The sequence below is a fragment of the Burkholderia sp. SRS-W-2-2016 genome, from assembly GCF_001931485.1.
In the GTDB taxonomy this organism is placed as follows: Bacteria; Pseudomonadota; Gammaproteobacteria; order Burkholderiales; family Burkholderiaceae; genus Paraburkholderia.
Genome location: NZ_MSDV01000052.1, coordinates 124,517 through 141,766 on the forward strand (window position 1 = coordinate 124,517; position 17,250 = coordinate 141,766).

At 62.6% G+C, this 17,250-nt stretch carries 14 protein-coding genes; all 14 read right to left on the minus strand.

The window, feature by feature from the left end; translation table 11 throughout:
• Window positions 1-21: 21 nt before the first annotated feature.
• The 14 genes from atpB to BTH42_RS23110 all read right to left on the minus strand — a co-directional run bounded on the left by atpB (window position 22) and on the right by BTH42_RS23110 (window position 17,181).
• A complete protein-coding gene (atpB, locus tag BTH42_RS23045) occupies window positions 22-873 on the minus strand; it encodes a F0F1 ATP synthase subunit A (protein ID WP_075303469.1) in 852 nt (283 codons plus the stop codon).
• 165 nt (window positions 874-1,038) lie between these two features.
• Window positions 1,039-1,584 (minus strand): ATP synthase subunit I, encoded by a 546-nt coding sequence (locus BTH42_RS23050; RefSeq protein ID WP_075303470.1) that lies wholly within the window; start codon window positions 1,582-1,584, stop codon window positions 1,039-1,041.
• A gap of 640 nt (window positions 1,585-2,224) precedes the next feature.
• On the minus strand, window positions 2,225-3,112 hold the full coding sequence (locus tag BTH42_RS23055; protein ID WP_075303471.1) for a ParB/RepB/Spo0J family partition protein: 888 nt from the start codon (window positions 3,110-3,112) through the stop codon (window positions 2,225-2,227).
• 18 nt (window positions 3,113-3,130) lie between these two features.
• Window positions 3,131-3,922, minus strand: coding sequence for a ParA family protein (locus BTH42_RS23060; RefSeq protein WP_075303472.1), 792 nt, complete (start codon window positions 3,920-3,922; stop codon window positions 3,131-3,133).
• Window positions 3,923-3,994: 72 nt separating this feature from the next.
• On the minus strand, window positions 3,995-4,678 hold the full coding sequence (rsmG, locus tag BTH42_RS23065) for a 16S rRNA (guanine(527)-N(7))-methyltransferase RsmG (protein ID WP_075303473.1): 684 nt from the start codon (window positions 4,676-4,678) through the stop codon (window positions 3,995-3,997).
• The gene (mnmG, locus tag BTH42_RS23070) at window positions 4,675-6,633 is read right to left on the minus strand and encodes a tRNA uridine-5-carboxymethylaminomethyl(34) synthesis enzyme MnmG (RefSeq protein WP_075303474.1); all 1,959 of its coding nucleotides are present in this window, start codon (window positions 6,631-6,633) and stop codon (window positions 4,675-4,677) included. Before mnmG ends, rsmG begins: the two co-directional genes overlap by 4 nt.
• Window positions 6,634-6,820: 187 nt before the next feature.
• A complete protein-coding gene (locus BTH42_RS23075; RefSeq protein ID WP_075303475.1) occupies window positions 6,821-7,597 on the minus strand; it encodes an ABC transporter ATP-binding protein in 777 nt (258 codons plus the stop codon).
• Window positions 7,597-9,381, minus strand: a complete 1,785-nt coding sequence (locus BTH42_RS23080) for an ATP-binding cassette domain-containing protein (RefSeq protein WP_075303476.1) — start codon at window positions 9,379-9,381, stop codon at window positions 7,597-7,599. The genes BTH42_RS23075 and BTH42_RS23080 overlap by 1 nt, the downstream gene beginning before the upstream one ends.
• A gap of 4 nt (window positions 9,382-9,385) precedes the next feature.
• Entirely contained in the window at window positions 9,386-10,441 is a 1,056-nt protein-coding gene (locus BTH42_RS23085) for a branched-chain amino acid ABC transporter permease (protein ID WP_075303477.1), read from the minus strand.
• Between the two features lie 242 nt (window positions 10,442-10,683).
• The gene (locus BTH42_RS23090; RefSeq protein WP_075303478.1) at window positions 10,684-11,844 is read right to left on the minus strand and encodes an ABC transporter substrate-binding protein; all 1,161 of its coding nucleotides are present in this window, start codon (window positions 11,842-11,844) and stop codon (window positions 10,684-10,686) included.
• Between the two features lie 494 nt (window positions 11,845-12,338).
• Entirely contained in the window at window positions 12,339-13,505 is a 1,167-nt protein-coding gene (locus tag BTH42_RS23095; protein WP_075303479.1) for an ABC transporter substrate-binding protein, read from the minus strand.
• A gap of 543 nt (window positions 13,506-14,048) precedes the next feature.
• Complete coding sequence (locus BTH42_RS23100; RefSeq protein ID WP_075303480.1) at window positions 14,049-15,020, minus strand: branched-chain amino acid ABC transporter permease; 972 nt, start codon at window positions 15,018-15,020, stop codon at window positions 14,049-14,051.
• Window positions 15,020-15,904: a branched-chain amino acid ABC transporter permease gene (locus BTH42_RS23105; protein WP_075303481.1), complete on the minus strand. Its 885-nt coding sequence runs from the start codon at window positions 15,902-15,904 to the stop codon at window positions 15,020-15,022. Before BTH42_RS23105 ends, BTH42_RS23100 begins: the two co-directional genes overlap by 1 nt.
• A 62-nt stretch (window positions 15,905-15,966) precedes the next feature.
• Window positions 15,967-17,181: an ABC transporter substrate-binding protein gene (locus BTH42_RS23110; RefSeq protein WP_075303482.1), complete on the minus strand. Its 1,215-nt coding sequence runs from the start codon at window positions 17,179-17,181 to the stop codon at window positions 15,967-15,969.
• Window positions 17,182-17,250: the final 69 nt, after the last annotated feature.

The following is a 17,250-nucleotide window of genomic DNA, read 5'->3' on the forward strand; positions in this document are numbered from 1 at the left end:
TTCTTTGCTCGACGACGCCGGTTAGTGCGTGTCGTGTGCCTGGCCGATATACACCAGCGTCAGCATCATGAAAATGAACGCCTGCAGCAGCACGATCAGGATGTGGAAGATAGACCACACCGTGCCGGCGAACACGTGGCCGATGAAGCCAAGCACCGTCGTGTCCGCGCCGAAGCTCCACAGACTGCCGAGCAGGGCAATCAGCAGGAACAACAGTTCGCCCGCGTACATGTTGCCGAACAGCCGCATGCCGAGCGAGACCGTCTTCGCGACGAACTCGATGATGTTCAGTGCAAGGTTCGGGATCCACAGCAGCGGATGCGCGCCGAACGGAGCGGACAGCAGTTCATGCACGAAGCCGCCGGCGCCTTTGATCTTGAAGTTGTAGTAAATCATCAGCACGAACACGCCGAGCGCGATGCCGATGGTGCCGTTCAGGTCGGCGGTCGGCACGAGGCGGTGGTGCGGGATGGCTTCCGACAGACCCAGCCAGCCGATCACGCGGCCCGGCAGATCGACGGGGATAAAGTCGAGGGAGTTCATCAGCGCGACCCAGACGAACACGGTCAGCGCGAGCGGAGCGATGAAGGTGCGCGAGCCGTGGATCATCGCCTTCGATTGATCCTCGACCATTTCAACCAGCATTTCGATTGCGCACTGGAAACGGCCCGGCACGCCGGACGTTGCCTTGCGGGCTGCCAGATGCAGCACGAAGATCGTGACGAGACCGCACACGATCGACCAGAAGAGGGTGTCGAGATTCCACACATGGATGTCGAAAATCGACGTCTGGTGCGCGGTGGAAAAGTTCTGCAAGTGGTGCGCGATGTACTCGGACGGATCCATTGCGCGCGTGCCTTCGCTAGCTGCCATATCGTTAAAGCCACCCAAATTGTCGAAAATCGTCTCAGGCCGTTCCCGCCGAAATGCTCTGTTGCGGGAACGCGCCGGGTGTGGGCCATGTCATAACCGCACACCGGATACCGGCGCCACGCGCCGGCCTTAAATTCTTTTTGCCGCTATTTTTGTGCTGCTACCTTAGCGCCACGCCAAGGCGATCCAGTAAGTCTTCAGCGCGATGAGGTAGGTCACGAGTAGCGGAATCCAGCGTACGTCGTGATACCAGAAGGCGATCGCGACAAACATCGCAATCGTTGTCCCCATCTTGAGCGCTTCGCCGACCATCCATCTCATCACGGTCTCGGCGCCGCGCAGTTTCTTCAAACGTGCCGCGAACAACGCGCCCGGCACCCAGCAGATTGCTCCCCCCAGGAACGCGGACAGCGCAGCAGCGCCCGGCGGCTTGTAAAACAGCCACCACACCAGCGTAGCAACCAGGGACAAAACCATTTGCGCTGCGACGACCCTGAACGGCGTCACACGCGATGGACGACCCACGTCAGGACCAAACAGCTTTTCCGCTTCGGCCCGCGTGAGCGGAACGATATTGTTGTCTTCCTGCGCGTCATCCCACGCTTCACCGGGGTCGAACTCTCGACTGGCGGATGGACCGGGTGCGGAGCGTTCAGCGCGGTGTCTGTCGTCACCATGCTCCGGCGACAGATTCGACGTTTTGAGCGCCATCGCAGTATTCCGAAAGTCTCGTGCCAGCCCGCGAGTTTACGCGGTGCTTACGGGGTTGCCGTGCAATTAAATCGGGGCGATTGTAAGCGATAGTTGCAGGCAATTCAAGACTTTAGGCCGCGCTATAAGCCGCGTGAAAAGCCCCTTCACGATACGGTAAAGCGCTCGTGGAGCACCCAATACACGTCAAATGTAAGGCAGGCGGGGGGCGGCAAATTTGATATTGCGGATCGCATTAGTCAGAGCCCACGAACCGACCTTTGCGATGCTGTGGCAGACGTGTCGAAAATGCAACAATTGCCGCTTTTTTGCGACGCGTACTGTACAGGCTGGCGGCTACCCGGGATGCCGTCTGATTGGAATGCGATGTGGATCCATCGTACGCCGATAGTGAGGCGTAAGGATGTTTACCTCGTCGCGATTCATTTCGTCACTATTCGGATTCCTGATTATCTGGAATCGAATTATTTAGGAATCCGTGATAGAAGATTTAGGGCGGGACGGTGGGATCGGTTGAACGACGGGTGAAAACGCGTCGGCTCGAAAACCGGAGCGCCCTCTCACCGTCGTATACGTAGTACCCGGAATGAAGCGAAAGCTTGCGGCACTCGTCATGCCCCGGCCGCAAGCCAATTCACGTTTACACGTTGGCGTTGCCGCGCAGACGCAGAAGAATCCCTTCGAGCGCATCGAGATCGCCGAAGTCCACCATCACCTGGCCACGACCGCGTCGGCCGAGCTTGATTTTGACCGTTGCCGACAGCAGGTCCGACAACTCCTCTTCGAGCCGCCGCGTATCGCGGCCGCCGTCCGGATTCGCGCGCGCCTTCACCGCGGGCGTCACCTTGGTGGTCATTGCCACCAGCTTTTCGGTCTCGCGCACCGACAGGCGCTTATTGACGACCTGGTTGGCCAGCGTGATCTGCGTCGCCGCATCGACGGCGAGCAGCGCGCGAGCGTGCCCCATGTCGAGATCGCCGGCGAGCAGCATCGTTTGCACCGGTGCCGCGAGATTCAGCAGACGCAGCAGGTTCGACACCGCGCTGCGCGAACGCCCGACCGACTCCGCCGCCTGCTCATGCGTGAAATTGAATTCGTCGAGCAGGCGCTGGATACCCTGCGCTTCTTCGAGTGGATTCAGATCTTCGCGCTGGATGTTCTCGATCAGCGCCATCGCCGCGGCCGCCTGATCCGGCACATCCTTCACGAGGACCGGCACCTCGTCGAGTCCCGCCAGACGCGCCGCGCGAAAACGCCGTTCGCCCGCGATGATCTCGTAGCGATCCGCACCGATCGGACGGACCAGGATCGGCTGCATCAGTCCCTGCGCGCGGATGCTCGCCGCGAGCTCCTGCAGCGCGCCCTCGTCCATCCGGGTACGCGGCTGATATTTGCCCGCCTGCATCTTGCCGAGCGGCAGCACATTCGGCGCACCTTCGATCACGACCGCTTCGGTGATATCCGCGGTGCCGCCGAGCAATGCCTCCAGACCGCGGCCCAATCCCTTCTTTCTTGCAACTGCGTTCATCGTGCTTCCTCGATCCGCTTAGGATGCCTGGGGCGCGTCGTTCAACGCGCGCACCCGCTCAATCATTTCGGCGCCGAACTGCACGTACGCTTGCGCACCGCGCGATGCCCGGTCGAACACCACGCCCGGCAAACCGTAACTGGGTGCCTCGGCAAGCCGCACGTTACGCGGAATCACCACGTCGAACACCTTGTCGCCGAAATGCTCTTTCAACTGATCCGAGACCTGCTGTTGCAACGTGATGCGCGGATCGAACATCACGCGCAGCAGACCGATCACCTTCAGGTCGCGATTCAGGTTCGCGTGCACCTGCTTGATCGTATTGACGAGGTCGGACAGGCCTTCGAGCGCGAAGTATTCGCACTGCATCGGAATCACGACGCCATGCGCGGAGCACAAGCCGTTGAGCGTCAGCAGCGACAAAGCCGGCGGGCAATCGATCAGCACGAAATCGTATTCGTCTTCGACCGCCGCGAGCGCCGTTCGCAAAACCCGCTCGCGATTCTGCACGCTGACGAGTTCCACCTCGGCGCCGGCGAGTTCACGGTTCGCGGGCAGCACGTCATAACCGACCGCCTCCGGCCGCACGCGCGCGCCGGCCACGGAGACGTTGTCCACCAGCACTTCGTAGACGGTGTTCTCGCATTCGGCCTTGTCGATACCGCTGCCCATCGTGGCGTTGCCCTGCGGGTCCAAGTCGATGAGAAGGACTCGCTGTCCCTGCGCTGCCAGGCTTGCGGCCAGATTGACTGTGGTGGTCGTCTTGCCGACACCGCCCTTCTGGTTCGCAACGCAGAAGATTTTTGCCATCGTTGGTGTGTCCCTTTTGCTGCTTGAATAAAGTGAAAATCGTTGGTGGTACTGCGCGGCCCTCGAAGGCCGTCAGCTTTCGGCGTCCACCCGCACCTTGATCAGATGGCGCTCCGCATCGAGCGACGGCACGTTCAGGCGAATCACCTGTTCCACGTGGGCGCCCGCCGGCAAACGTTCGATCTCGCCGTCCGGCTGCACGCCTTTCATCGCCCAGATCGCGCCCTGCTCCGCAACCAGATGACGGGCCAGTGTAACGAAATCCGTGAGTTCTGCGAATGCGCGCGAAACGATTACGTCGAACTTTGCCGGTACTTCGGCGCCGGGTTGCAGCGTCTCGACCCGGCCGGTCACGACCGACAGATTCGTCAGACCCAACTCCGCCTTGGCCTGCGCCTGGAACGCAGTCTTTTTGTGAACGATGTCGTTGGTCGTGATGGTCCAGTCGGGCAACACGATCGCCAGCACGATGCCCGGCATGCCACCGCCCGAACCGACGTCGAGTGCCGACGACGGCCCCAGCGGCGCCAGATGCGGAACGATCGACAGCGAATCGAGGATGTGCTGGATCAGCATCTGGCGCGGATCGCGGATCGCCGTCAGGTTGTAGACCGCGTTCCACTTCGCCAGCAACGCGACGTAATCGAGCAGCTTGCGCTGCTGCGCGTCGCTCAGTTCGAGCCCCAGCTCACGGATACCGTCCGCCAGCAGCAGCGCCAACGCCTGCTGGTCAATACCCCTCTGCCCTGCCGTCATTGCACCACCGGCGTGTTGTCCGCGCTGGGTTCGGCGGGTTTCGACGGACGGCGGCCGAGGCCGCGCTTCAGATGAACCATCAGCAGCGAGATCGCCGCCGGCGTGATCCCCGCGATACGCGACGCCTGACCGATCGTCTCCGGCCGGAACTGCGTCAGCTTCTGGCGCGCCTCGAACGACAAGCCGCGCACTTCGGCATAGTCCAGCCCTTCCGGCAGACGGGTGTTCTCATGCGCCTCATTGCGCTCGATCTCGCCGGCCTGACGGTCGATATAGCCCTGATATTTGACGCCGATTTCGATCTGCTCCTTGATCTGCGCGAGCAGCACCGGGTCTTCCGCCAACGCTTCCGGTGCACCACACGCACCTGCGCGCAAACCGCACACGCCGTCGTAGCTGACACCCGGGCGGCGCAGCAGATCGGCGAGGCTGTATTCGTGATCGATCGGCTTGCCGAGCAACGCGGTCGCCTCGTCCGCGGGTAACGTCTTAGGATTGACCCACGTGGTACGCAACCGCTCTGTTTCACGTGAAACAGCGTCACGTTTACGGCTGAATGCATCCCAACGGGCGTCGTCGACCACGCCAAGCTCACGACCGATCTCGGTCAACCGCATATCCGCGTTGTCTTCGCGCAGGCTCAGGCGATACTCGGCGCGGCTCGTAAACATCCGGTACGGCTCCGACACACCGCGCGTGACCAGATCGTCGACCAGCACGCCCAGGTAAGCCTGATCGCGGCGCGGGCACCATGCGTCCTTGCCCTGCACGAACAGCCCCGCGTTGATACCGGCCAGCAGGCCTTGTGCGGCCGCTTCTTCATAGCCGGTCGTGCCATTGATCTGCCCGGCGAAGAACAGCCCGCTGATCACCTTGGTTTCCAACGATGCCTTCAGCCCACGCGGATCGAAGTAGTCATATTCGATCGCATAGCCCGGGCGCAGGATGTGCGCGTGCTCGAGGCCGCGCATCGAGCGCACGAGCGCCAGCTGCACGTCGAACGGCAGGCTGGTCGAAATCCCGTTCGGGTAGAACTCGTTCGTCGTCAGCCCTTCCGGTTCGAGGTAAATCTGATGCGATTCCTTCGACGCGAAGCGATGAATCTTGTCTTCGATCGACGGGCAATAACGCGGCCCTACCCCTTCGATCACGCCCGTATACATCGGCGAACGGTCGAGACCGCCGCGAATGATGTCGTGCGTTTGCTGATTGGTATGCGTAACCCAGCAAGGAATCTGACGCGGATGCTGCTCGACGCGGCCAAGGAACGAGAACACCGGTACCGGATCGAGGTCGCCCGGCTGCTCTTCGAGCTGCGAAAAGTCGATCGTACGGCCATCGATACGCGGCGGCGTCCCGGTCTTCAGCCGGCCCTGCGGCAGCTTCAGCTCCTTCAGACGCGCGGACAGTGACACCGCGGCGGGATCGCCCGCGCGGCCGCCCGTGTAGTTGTTCAAACCCACGTGGATCTTGCCGTCGAGGAACGTGCCGGCGGTCAGTACCACCGCACGCGAGCGGAAGCTAAGGCCGACCTGCGTGACAGCGCCGACCACCCGATCACCTTCGACGATCAGATCGTCGACCGCTTGCTGGAACAGCCAGAGGTTCGGCTGGTTCTCCAGCCGATGGCGGATCGCCGCCTTGTACAGCACCCGGTCCGCCTGAGCGCGCGTCGCGCGGACCGCCGGCCCCTTCGACGAATTCAGGATACGGAACTGGATGCCGCTTTCATCGGTGGCGGCCGCCATGGCGCCGCCGAGCGCATCGACTTCCTTGACCAGATGGCCTTTGCCAATACCGCCAATCGACGGATTGCAGCTCATCTGGCCGAGGGTTTCGATGTTGTGGGTCAGCAGCAAGGTCTTGTTGCCCATGCGCGCCGACGCCAAAGCGGCTTCGGTGCCGGCATGACCGCCGCCAACGACGATTACGTCAAATTCTGAGGGAAAAAGCATCGCGAGATCTCACGCCAGATCGTCGCGTGAGCCTTCAAAGGAAAAGTATGGGCGAATTATAGCGGGTTCAGTTTCGGCCCGAATTCCGTCGGAACGGTGAAACAAGAAAAAAGCGGTGTGTTTCACGTGAAACACACCGCTTCTAAAGACCGCCGGTATCCGAAAAGGTGCCGGACCCAGCCCCGAGCTACGCGACTTTTTTCGCTAGCCCGAGATACGTTTCGATCACGCGAGGATTCTGCGCGAGGTCAGCCGCCTGCCCTTCCAGCGCCAACTCGCCGGTTTCGAGCACGTAGCCGTAGTCGGAGATTTGCAGCGCGGCGCGCGCGTTCTGCTCGATCAGCAGCGTCGCGACTCCCGTCTGTCGCAGCGCGCTGATGATATGGAAGATCTCCTTCACGATCAGCGGCGCGAGACCAAGGCTCGGTTCGTCAAGCATCAGCAGATCGGGTTTGCCCATCAGCGCGCGGCCGACCGCGAGCATCTGCCGCTCACCGCCAGACAACGTGCCGGCCGCCTGCTTGCGGCGCTCCTTCAAGCGTGGAAACAACCCGAACACCGGTTCGAGCTGATCGAGGAAGTTACGCTCCCCTGCCCGCTTGCGCCGGTAAGCGCCGAGCACGAGATTGTCTTCGACCGTCATCGACGCAAACAGCTCGCGCTTTTCCGGCACCAGGCACATGCCGAGCGCGACGCGCTTTTCGACCGGCACCGCGCTGACGTCGTCGCCCTGGTAAACAACCTCACCTTTCGCGTGACCGGTGGTCGGCAACGCACCCATGATTGCGTTCAGCAGCGTCGATTTACCCGCGCCGTTCGGCCCGATCACCGACACGATCTGCCCGGCCCGCACCTTGATCGCCGCGTTGTGCAGCGCTTCGACCTTGCCGTAGCGAACCGACAAGCCGTTCACTTCGAGAATCGGCGCGGCCGCCGCCACGCCCGTCGTCATCGTGTTGTTCATTAATCCACCCCACCCAGATACGCTTCGAGCACCGCTGGGTCCTGCTGGACCTCCTGCGGCAAACCTTCGGCGATCCGCGTGCCGAATTCCATCACCACCAGCCGGTCGGTCAGATTCATCACGAAATCCATGTCGTGTTCGACCAGCAGGATGCTCATTCCTTCCGCCTTCAGGCGCCGCAACAGATCAGCCAGTTGCAGCTTCTCCTGATAACGCAGACCGGCCGCCGGTTCGTCGAGCAATAGCAGAGTCGGATCGCAGCACAGTGCGCGGGCGATTTCGAGAATCCGCTGCTGCCCGAGCGCGAGGCTGCCCGCTTCGTCGTACATATGCTGTTCGAGCCCGACGCGACGAATCTGCCGCGCGGCCTCGGCCATCAGCCGCGCCTCTTCCGCGCTGTTCAGGCGCGCAACGCTGCGCCACACGCCCGCATGGCCACGCAGATGCGCGCCGATCGCGACGTTCTCGAGCACCGTCATGCCGGGCAGCAGCTTCACATGCTGGAAGGTCCGGCCGATCCCGCGCTTGACGATTTCACGTGAACTGAGCGAATCGATCCGCTCGCCGCGGAACGTGATCTCACCGCTGGTCGCCTGCAATACCCCGGTGACGAGGTTGAACGTGGTCGACTTGCCCGCGCCGTTCGGCCCGATCAGCCCGATGATCTGCCCCGCTTTCACCTCGAAGCTCACGTCGTTCACCGCGACGAGCCCGCCGAACTGCTTGCGCGCCTTGTTAACCGTCAGCAGATCCTCGCCGGCCTGCGGCTTGTTGCGCTGCGGCAAAGGCTCCGCGTGATCGGCCAGATGCGCGCGCGGCCCACGCGGGAAAAAGCGCGCGACGAACGGCCAGACGCCCTGCCTCGCGTATTGCAGCAGCAGCACCATCACGATGCCGAACACGATGATCTCGAAATTGCCGTTTTCGCCGAGCAGCTTCGGCAGCAGCGTTTGCAGATAGTCCTGCAGCACGGTCAGGATCGCCGCGCCGAGCACCGCGCCCCACACGTGCGAGACGCCGCCCACCACCGCCATGAACAGAAATTCGATGCCGTGATTCAAGCCGAACGGCGTCGGATTCACCGCGCGTTGCAGATGCGCGTACAGAAAGCCCGACACGGACGCCAGCACCGCCGCGTAGACGAAGATCACCACGCGCATCCAGCCGGTATTCACGCCCATCGCCTCCGCCATCAGGCCGCCGCCGCGCAGCGCGCGAATCGCCCTCCCCGGCCGGCTATTAAGCAGGTTCTGAACGGAGATAACCGCGCCGAGCACGACCAGCCAGATCAGGTAATAGATATGGCGACCGGACTCGAGGTTTATCCCGAAAACATTCAGTACCGGAATACCGTTGATGCCGTCGTACTTGCCGAGCATTTCGAGATTGCCGAACAGATAGAACAGCGCGAGCCCCCATGCGATCGTGCCGAGCGGCAGGAAGTGGCCGGACAGCCGCATCGTCACGAGGCCGAGCATCAGCGCGATCAACGCGGTGACGATCACGCCCGCGATCAGCGCGAGCCACGGCGACACACCGTAGCTCGTCGTCAGATACGCGGTCGCATACGCGCCGATGCCGACGAACGCCGCCTGCCCGAAGCTCGTCATCCCGCCGATGCCGGTCAGCAGCACGAGGCCGATCGCGACGATCGAATAGAGGCCGATGTAGTTCAGCAGCGTGACCCAGTACTCGGGCACCCGCAGCGGCTGCGGCAGCACCGGCAACGCGAACAGCACCACGAGGAACAACCAGAAGAACTTCTTTTGCATGATCCGTTTCATCGCGTCACTCCTCTTCCTCTTCGGCATGCGGGCTCGCGAGACTGCGCCACAACAGCACCGGGATGATTAGCGTGAACACGATCACTTCCTTATAAGCACTGGCCCAGAACGACGAATACGACTCCAGCAGCCCGACCAGAATCGAGCCGGCGGCCGCGAGCGGATAGCTGACCAGACCGCCGATGATCGCGCCGACGAATCCCTTCAGGCCGATCAGGAAGCCCGAGTCGTAGTAGATGGTGGTGAGCGGCGCGACGAGGATCCCGCACAGCGCGCCGAGGCCCGCCGCGAGTGTGAACGCGAGGCGCCCCGCCTGGGTCGTGCCGATACCGACAAGGCGCGCGCCGAGCCGGTTCACCGAGGTCGCGCGCAACGCCTTGCCGGAGATCGAGCGATCGAAGTACAGATACAGCGCGCCGATCAGCACGACCGCGGTGCCGATCACCCACAGACTCTGGCCGGAGATCGTCAGACTGCCGATGTTGAAGGTCGCATCCGAGAACGCGTTGGTGCGCGAGCCTTCCGCGCCGAACATCACGAGCCCGAGGCCGACCATCGCGAAGTGCACCGCGACCGCGACGATCAGCAACAGCAGCGTGGTCGCCTCCGCGATCGGCTCGTACGCGAGCCGGTACACGAACGGGCCCATCGGAATCACGATCAGCAGCGTCAGCGCGATCTGCACGATCATCGGCAGCGGCTGCATGAAGATGCCGCGCGTGAGCGCGTAGACCGCGATCGGAAACAGCAGGTATTTACCCGCCAGTACCGGCAGCGTGCGCGCCGCGTAACGGCGCCGCTCCGCGTGCCGCAGCACCGCCGCCGTCTCGACGACGAAGCAGGCCGCGCCCATCGCCATCAGCAGCCAGCAGGTGGCTGGAAACTTCTGCGTCTGCAGTGCGGCGAGCGTTAGCGCGCCGTACGAAACAAACTCCCCCTGCGGGATGAAAATCACCCGCGTCACGGAGAACACCAGCACCAGCGCAAGCGCGAGCAGCGCATAGATCGCGCCGGTGGTGATGCCGTCCTGCGCGAGGATCGCCGCAATTGATAGATCCATACTTCCTCGTCCTGAAGCGTCGAAATCGAAAACCGGGAAACGGTCGTGACGGTGCGGCCGGGTGGCCGTCCATCGACCCGCAATGCTGAAAAGGCAACCGCCGCGCCGTGTTCCGGCGCGGCGGTCGATGCCATTGTCGTTCAAGCCAATGGCAATGCGGCGTCAGGCACCGCGAGAATGCGCGAGAGGCGCGTACCGCTTGTTGTTTGTTATCGCTGGCTGACTGCTACGGTCTGTGCCGTTTAGTCGTTCTGCAGCTTCCACTTGCCGTCGACGATCTGCACGATCACGCGGGCGCGTTGATCGAGACCGTTGTGGTCGGTCGCGGTGGTGTTCATGATGCCGTGCGAGACCGGCAGCTCCTTGAGGTTTTCGAGCGCGCCGCGCAGTGCCGTGCGGAACTCGGGCGTGCCCGGCTGCGCGGTCTTCAGCGCGACCGGAATCGCGGCCTGCAACATCTGGCCGGCATCCCATGCGTGACCGCCGAAGGTCGCGACCGAGCCCGCGCCGTAGGCCTTCTCATACGCGTTCTTATAGGCTTCCGACGACTTCTTCACCGGGTTCGAATCCGGCAGCTGATCGACCACCAGAATCGGGCCGGCCGGCAGCAGCTCGCCTTCGCAGTCCTTGCCGCACACGCGCAGGAAGTCGTTGTTGGCGACGCCGTGGGTCTGATAGATCTTGCCCTTGTAGCCGCGCTCCTTCAGCGCCTTGGCCGGCAGCGCCGACGGCGTGCCCGAACCGGCGATCAGCACCGCATCGGGATTCGCGCCCATCGTCTTCAGCACCTGCCCGGTCACCGATGCATCGGTGCGGTTAAAGCGCTCGTTCGACACGACCTTCAGGTTGTGCGCTTTCGCCGACGCCGCGAACACGTTGTTCCAGCTGTCGCCGTACGCATCCGAGAAGCCGATGAAGCCGACCGTCTTCACGCCGTGACGCGCCATGTAATCGGCGATCGCTTCGGCCATCAGGCTGTCGTTCTGCGGCGGTTTGAAGGCCCATGCGCGCTTCGCGTCCATCGGTTGAATGATGGCCGCCGATGCCGCGAGCGAGATCACCGGCGTCTTGCCTTCGGCGGCGGGATCGAGCATGGCCAGCGAATTCGGCGTGACGGTCGAACCGATGATCGCATCGACGTGGTCTTCGTCGATCAGCTTGCGGGTGTTCTGCACGGCCTTGCTGGTGTCCGACGCATCGTCGAGCACGATGTAGGTGACGGTCTTGCCGCCGATCTCTTTCGGCAGCAACGCGATCGTGTTTTTCTCAGGAATCCCGAGCGATGCGGCCGGCCCCGTGGTCGACAACGTCACGCCGATCTTCACCTGCGCGATCGCCGCCCCCGCCCCGCACATCAGCGCCATTGCGATGCCGGTGCGTACCCATTGCCTTGTGATTTTCATTGCGAGTCTCCTAACGCCTTGAAAAGCGCCTATCTATAAGCCGGCTTCAGGGGCCGGGTGTCTGATCCAGTTATCCGGTCTGGGTACGCGGATGCCAAGCATGGTTTTCCCTGCCCGGCGCGGCTACCTTCGCGGTTCTGTTGGCTACCGCTCCTCTCACATGGATCGGATTCGCGTGCACGTGAAACGGGGCGCCCTGCCCCGTCCGCTGCTTACTGCTCGCTGCTCGCGAATCGCCCACGATGTGCCGCGGTTTCTGCGCCGCGATCTGTATGTCGTTCAACTACCGGCAAACCACTAATATGTTAGTAGTTTGCGTTGTGCATTTTTGGCGGTCAAGTGAGCTAGCCCAAAATGCGGGTTTGTCCTGAAGCAGCGAAACCACATTTTGTCGAGATACGTCCGCGCACGAAAACCCCGGCCGCGGGCAATAAAAAAGACGCGTCAACTGCACGCGTCTTTTTTGCTGGATTTGCGTAGCGCTGCGCCTCCGCTCAGTCGCCCGCGAGCTTCCACTTGCCGTCGACGATCTGCACCATCACGCGGGCGCGTTGATCGAGACCGGCGTGGTCGTTCACGCTCATGTTGAAGATGCCGTGCGACGCCGGCAGATCCTTGGTGCCCTCGAGCGCGGCGCGCAGCGCCTCGCGGAACGCCGGCGTACCCGGTTGACCCTTCTTCAGCGCGAGCGGGATAGCATGCTGCAACAGCAGGCCCGCGTCCCACGCGTGACCGCCGAACGTCGACACCGAACCGGCGCCATAAGCCGTTTCATATGCATGCTTGTATGCGAGCGCGGACTTCTTCACCGGGTTCGCATCGGGCAATTGATCGGCGACCAACAGCGGACCGGCCGGCAGCCACGTGCCTTCGCAATCCTTGCCGCACACGCGCAGGAAGTCGTTATTGGCGACGCCGTGGGTCTGGTAGTACTTGCCCTTGTAGCCGCGCTCCTTCAGCGTTTTCTGCGGCAGCGCGGCCGGCGTACCCGCGCCGGCGATCAGCACCGCGTCCGGGTTCTGCGACATCATCTTCAGCACCTGGCCGGTGACCGATGCGTCGTTGCGCGCGAAACGTTCGTTGGCGACGACCTTGATCTTCGCGAGCCCGGCGGCCTTGCCGAATTCCTTGAACCAGCTCTCGCCGTACGCGTCGGAAAAGCCGATGAACGCAACCGTCTTCACGCCATGATTGGCCATGTGCTGCGCGATCGCGGTGGCCATCAGGATGTCGTTCTGCGGCGTCTTGAAGACCCACGCGCGCTTCGCATCCATCGGCTCGACGATGCCGGCGGCCGCGGCCATCGAGATCATCGGCGTGGTGGTTTCGGCGGCGACGTCGATCATCGCGAGCGAGTTCGGCACGACGGTCGAACCGATCATCGCGTCGACGTGGTCTTCGCTGGTGAGCTTGCGGGCGTTCTTGACCGCCTGGGTGGAGTCGGTCGCGTCGTCGAGGACGATGTAGTCGATTTTCTGGCCGGCCACTTCCTTCGGCAGCAGCGCAATCGTGTTCTTTTCGGGGATGCCGAGCGACGCGGCCGGGCCGGTTGCCGACACCGTGACGCCGATTTTCACGTCCGCGAACGCATGGCCGCTCCATCCAGCCGAAACCCCGGTAGCGACCAATGCCGCACTGATCCAACGCAATGCCGACTTCATCCTGCTCCTCTATTAACCCCGTTATTCAATTGAATTTAAATCCGTGGATTTAAATGCCGACCCAGCGGTCGGTGAAAAGCGAGTTTAGCGGAGGCTTACGGCGCGCTGCAAGCGTTTTGCAGGCTTTTGACGTTTAAAAACAGCGTTATGGAGCGAATAAAAAATGGCTACCGGATTAGCCGGTTTATTTCGCCATCGCGATTTGAAAGTACAAATAAAAAGCGCTGTTGGATATCAATCCAACAGCGCTTTCGTCTGGGCACTGAGTGCCTCAATTGTCTCCTCGTTCTCCACCTGCAAATTCGTGGTGCATCAGAACTGCATGAAGATTAAACGACCGCCTAAGCAGTCACAACTAGCAATTACCCTAGTGGTGCACTGCGGCACTAAATTGGGGCACATTCGGAGAACGCTGGCCCCGCGGTTTATCACCGCTTCGCGCGGCGGCCTGATGCATCTGAATTCCAGCGTATCGACGGTTAAATCGGAGACCGAACTAATTCGATATCGCAGTGCATCAAGCTAACCCTAACCAGCGCAATCTCACGCCCTCAACGGCCGCACCCGCGCAACGATCTCACCGACGATCCCGCGCCGGAACGCCAGCACGCAGGCGATGAAGATCAGCCCCGTGACGATCGTCACCGACTCGCCGAGCGAGCGGAACCAGTCAACGCCAGTGACCGACGCGAGCGCCCCGCCGATATCGCCGAGCCGGTCTTCGAGCGACACGATCAGCGCGGCGCCGAGCAGCGGCCCGAACAGCGTGCCCATGCCGCCCACCAGCGTCATCAGGATCACGAGGCCGGACATCGTCCAGTACGCATCGCTCAAGGTCTCGAAGCCCTGCACCAGCACCTTCAGCGATCCCGCGAGCCCGGCAAGACCCGCCGACAGCACGAACGCGAGCAGCTTGAAGCGATCGGTATCGTAGCCGAGCGACACCGCGCGCGGCTCGTTCTCCTTGATCGCGACCAGCACCTGACCGAACGGCGAATGAACGATCCGCACGATCAGCAGGAAGGCCGCGACGATCACGAGCAGCACGACGAAATACAGCGCAACGTCCGACGACAGATCCACGAGCCCGAACAGCTTGCCGCGCGGCACCCCTTGCAAACCGTCCTCGCCATGCGTGAACGGCGCCTGCAGGAACACGAAGTAGACCATCTGCGCGAGCGCGAGCGTGACCATCGCGAAGTAGATCCCCTGACGGCGAATCGCGAAGATGCCGACCACGAAGCCGAGCAGCGTTGCCGCAGCGGTGCCGGCCAGCACGCCGAACTCCGGCGAGAAGCCGAGCGTCTGCATCGCGTAGCCGGTCACGTAGCCGGCCGACGCGAGAAACATCGCGTGACCGAACGACAGCAGCCCGGTGTAACCGATCAGCAGATTGAACGCGGCCGCGAACAGCGCGAAGCACAGCACCTTCATCACGAACAGCGGATAGATGCCGAGCACCGGCACCGCGAGCAGCGCGACCAGCAGCAGTCCGTAAAGGAATTTTCTCTGCATCATTTTTCCCTGCCGAAAAGGCCCGCCGGACGCACCAGCAGCACCAGCGCCATGATCACGAACACGACGGTCGCCGACGCTTCCGGGTAGTACACGCGCGTGAGCCCTTCGATCACGCCGAGCAGCAGCCCGGTCAGAATCGAGCCCATGATCGAGCCCATCCCGCCGATCACGACCACCGCGAACACGGTGATGATCATCGGTTGCCCCATCAGCGGCGACACCTGGATCACCGGCGCGGCGAGCACGCCGGCGAACGCGGCGAGCGCGACGCCGAAGCCGTAGGTCAGCGTGATCATCAACGGCACGTTCACGCCGAACGCCTCGACCAGTTTCGGGTTCTCGGTGCCCGCGCGCAGATACGCGCCGAGCCGGGTCTTCTCGATCACGAACCACGTCGCGAAACACACGATCAACGACGCGACCACGACCCACGCGCGATAGTTCGGCAGATACATGAAGCCGAGATTGGTCGCGCCGGCGAGCGCCGACGGCACGTCGTACGGCTGGCCCGACGAGCCGTAGATCGAGTGGAATACGCCTTCGATCACGAGCGTAATGCCGAACGTCAGCAGCAGCCCGTACAGATGATCGAGCTTGTAGAGCCAGCGCAGCATCGAGCGTTCGATCGCGATGCCGAACACGCCGACCAGCAGCGGCGCGAGCACCAGCATCGCCCAGTACGGCAGACCGAAATACGACAGCCCCATCCACGCGAGCATCGCGCCGAGCATGAACAGCGCGCCGTGCGCGAAATTGATCACGTTGAGCAGGCCGAAGATGATGGCCAGCCCGAGGCTCAGAATCGCGTAGAACGAACCGTTCACGAGCCCGAGCAGAAGCTGGCTCAGCATCGCCGGTAGCGGAACGCCAAAGATATCCATTGGAGCCTTTCGCCCTTCAAGCGATCGTCAAGGTGAGGCCGGTCCCGAAGGACCGGCGGCGCTTACTTCCACAACGCGCAGCGGGTCTGCGCCTTGGTCGTGTACGCCTGCTCGCCCGGAATCGTCGCCGTGATCTTGTAGTAGTCCCAGGGCTCTTTCGATTCCGCCGGCGTCTTCACCTGCATCAGGTACATGTCGTGGATCATGCTGCCGTCCTCGCGGATGTAGCCCTTCGCGTAGAAGTCGTCGATCTTCGTCTTGCGCAGCTGCGCCATCACCTTGTCCGGATCGTTCGAGCCGACCGCCTGCACCGCCTTCAGATAGTTCATCGTCGCCGAGTAGTCGGCGGCCTGCAGGCTCGACGGCATCTTCTTCATCTTGTCGAAGTAGCGCTGCGCCCATTTGCGGGTGTCGGCGTTCTTGTTCCAGTACCAGCTGTCGGTCAGCACCAGACCCTGGGTGGTTTCGAGGCCGAGGCTGTGCACGTCGTTGATGAACATCAGCAGCGCGGCGATCTTCATCGTCTTCGGAATGCCGAACTCCTTCGCGGCCTTGATCGAATTGACCGTGTCGCCGCCCGCGTTCGCGAGGCCGAGCACCTGCGCCTTCGATGCCTGCGCCTGCAACAGGAACGACGAGAAGTCCGACGCCGACAGCGGATGACGGACCGCGCCGAGCACCTGGCCGCCGTTCGCCTTGACGACGTCCGAGGTGGCTTTTTCGAGCGCCTTGCCGAACGCGTAGTCGGCGGTCAGGAAGTACCACGTCTTGCCGCCCTGCTTGGTCACCGCCGAGCCGGTGCCGTTCGCGAGCGCGGTCGTGTCGTACGCGTAGTGGACCGTGTACGGCGTGCACTGCTCGTTGGTCAGCGTATCGGCGCCCGCGCCGACGTTGATGTAGACCTTGTGCTTTTCGCCGGCGACGGTGTTCATCGACAAACCGGTCGCCGAGTTGGTGCCGCCGATCAGCATGTTCACGCCTTCGCGGTCGAACCATTCGCGCGCGCGCGACGCGGCGATGTCCGCCTTGTTCTGGTGGTCCGCGTACAGCACGGTGATCGGCTTGCCGTTGACCTTGCCGCCGAAGTCCGCGACCGCCATGCGGATCGCTTCGAGACCGCCCTGCCCGTCGATATCCGCGTATAGCCCCGACATGTCGGTGATGAAGCCGATCTTCACCGCGTCATCGGCTGCCTGCGCGCCCGAGAACGTCAACGCGGTGCCGGCGGCGACCGCGAAACAGAGTGAGGCAAGCCGTGCGAGTGGGTTCTTGGTCATGCGTGTCTCCAGTTCTTCGTTTGTGGTTATCAGAGGCAATCGGGTCTCGGCACGTGGGTCCGGTTATGT

Coding starts and splice junctions, on each gene's coding strand:
- atpB (WP_075303469.1), bottom strand. CDS start 873: ATGGCAGCTAGCGAAGGCACGCGCGCAATGGATCCGTCCGAGTACATC.
- BTH42_RS23050 (WP_075303470.1), bottom strand. CDS start 1,584: ATGGCGCTCAAAACGTCGAATCTGTCGCCGGAGCATGGTGACGACAGA.
- BTH42_RS23055 (WP_075303471.1), bottom strand. CDS start 3,112: ATGAACGCAGTTGCAAGAAAGAAGGGATTGGGCCGCGGTCTGGAGGCA.
- BTH42_RS23060 (WP_075303472.1), bottom strand. CDS start 3,922: ATGGCAAAAATCTTCTGCGTTGCGAACCAGAAGGGCGGTGTCGGCAAG.
- rsmG (WP_075303473.1), bottom strand. CDS start 4,678: ATGACGGCAGGGCAGAGGGGTATTGACCAGCAGGCGTTGGCGCTGCTG.
- mnmG (WP_075303474.1), bottom strand. CDS start 6,633: ATGCTTTTTCCCTCAGAATTTGACGTAATCGTCGTTGGCGGCGGTCAT.
- BTH42_RS23075 (WP_075303475.1), bottom strand. CDS start 7,597: ATGAACAACACGATGACGACGGGCGTGGCGGCGGCCGCGCCGATTCTC.
- BTH42_RS23080 (WP_075303476.1), bottom strand. CDS start 9,381: ATGAAACGGATCATGCAAAAGAAGTTCTTCTGGTTGTTCCTCGTGGTG.
- BTH42_RS23085 (WP_075303477.1), bottom strand. CDS start 10,441: ATGGATCTATCAATTGCGGCGATCCTCGCGCAGGACGGCATCACCACC.
- BTH42_RS23090 (WP_075303478.1), bottom strand. CDS start 11,844: ATGAAAATCACAAGGCAATGGGTACGCACCGGCATCGCAATGGCGCTG.
- BTH42_RS23095 (WP_075303479.1), bottom strand. CDS start 13,505: ATGAAGTCGGCATTGCGTTGGATCAGTGCGGCATTGGTCGCTACCGGG.
- BTH42_RS23100 (WP_075303480.1), bottom strand. CDS start 15,020: ATGCAGAGAAAATTCCTTTACGGACTGCTGCTGGTCGCGCTGCTCGCG.
- BTH42_RS23105 (WP_075303481.1), bottom strand. CDS start 15,904: ATGGATATCTTTGGCGTTCCGCTACCGGCGATGCTGAGCCAGCTTCTG.
- BTH42_RS23110 (WP_075303482.1), bottom strand. CDS start 17,181: ATGACCAAGAACCCACTCGCACGGCTTGCCTCACTCTGTTTCGCGGTC.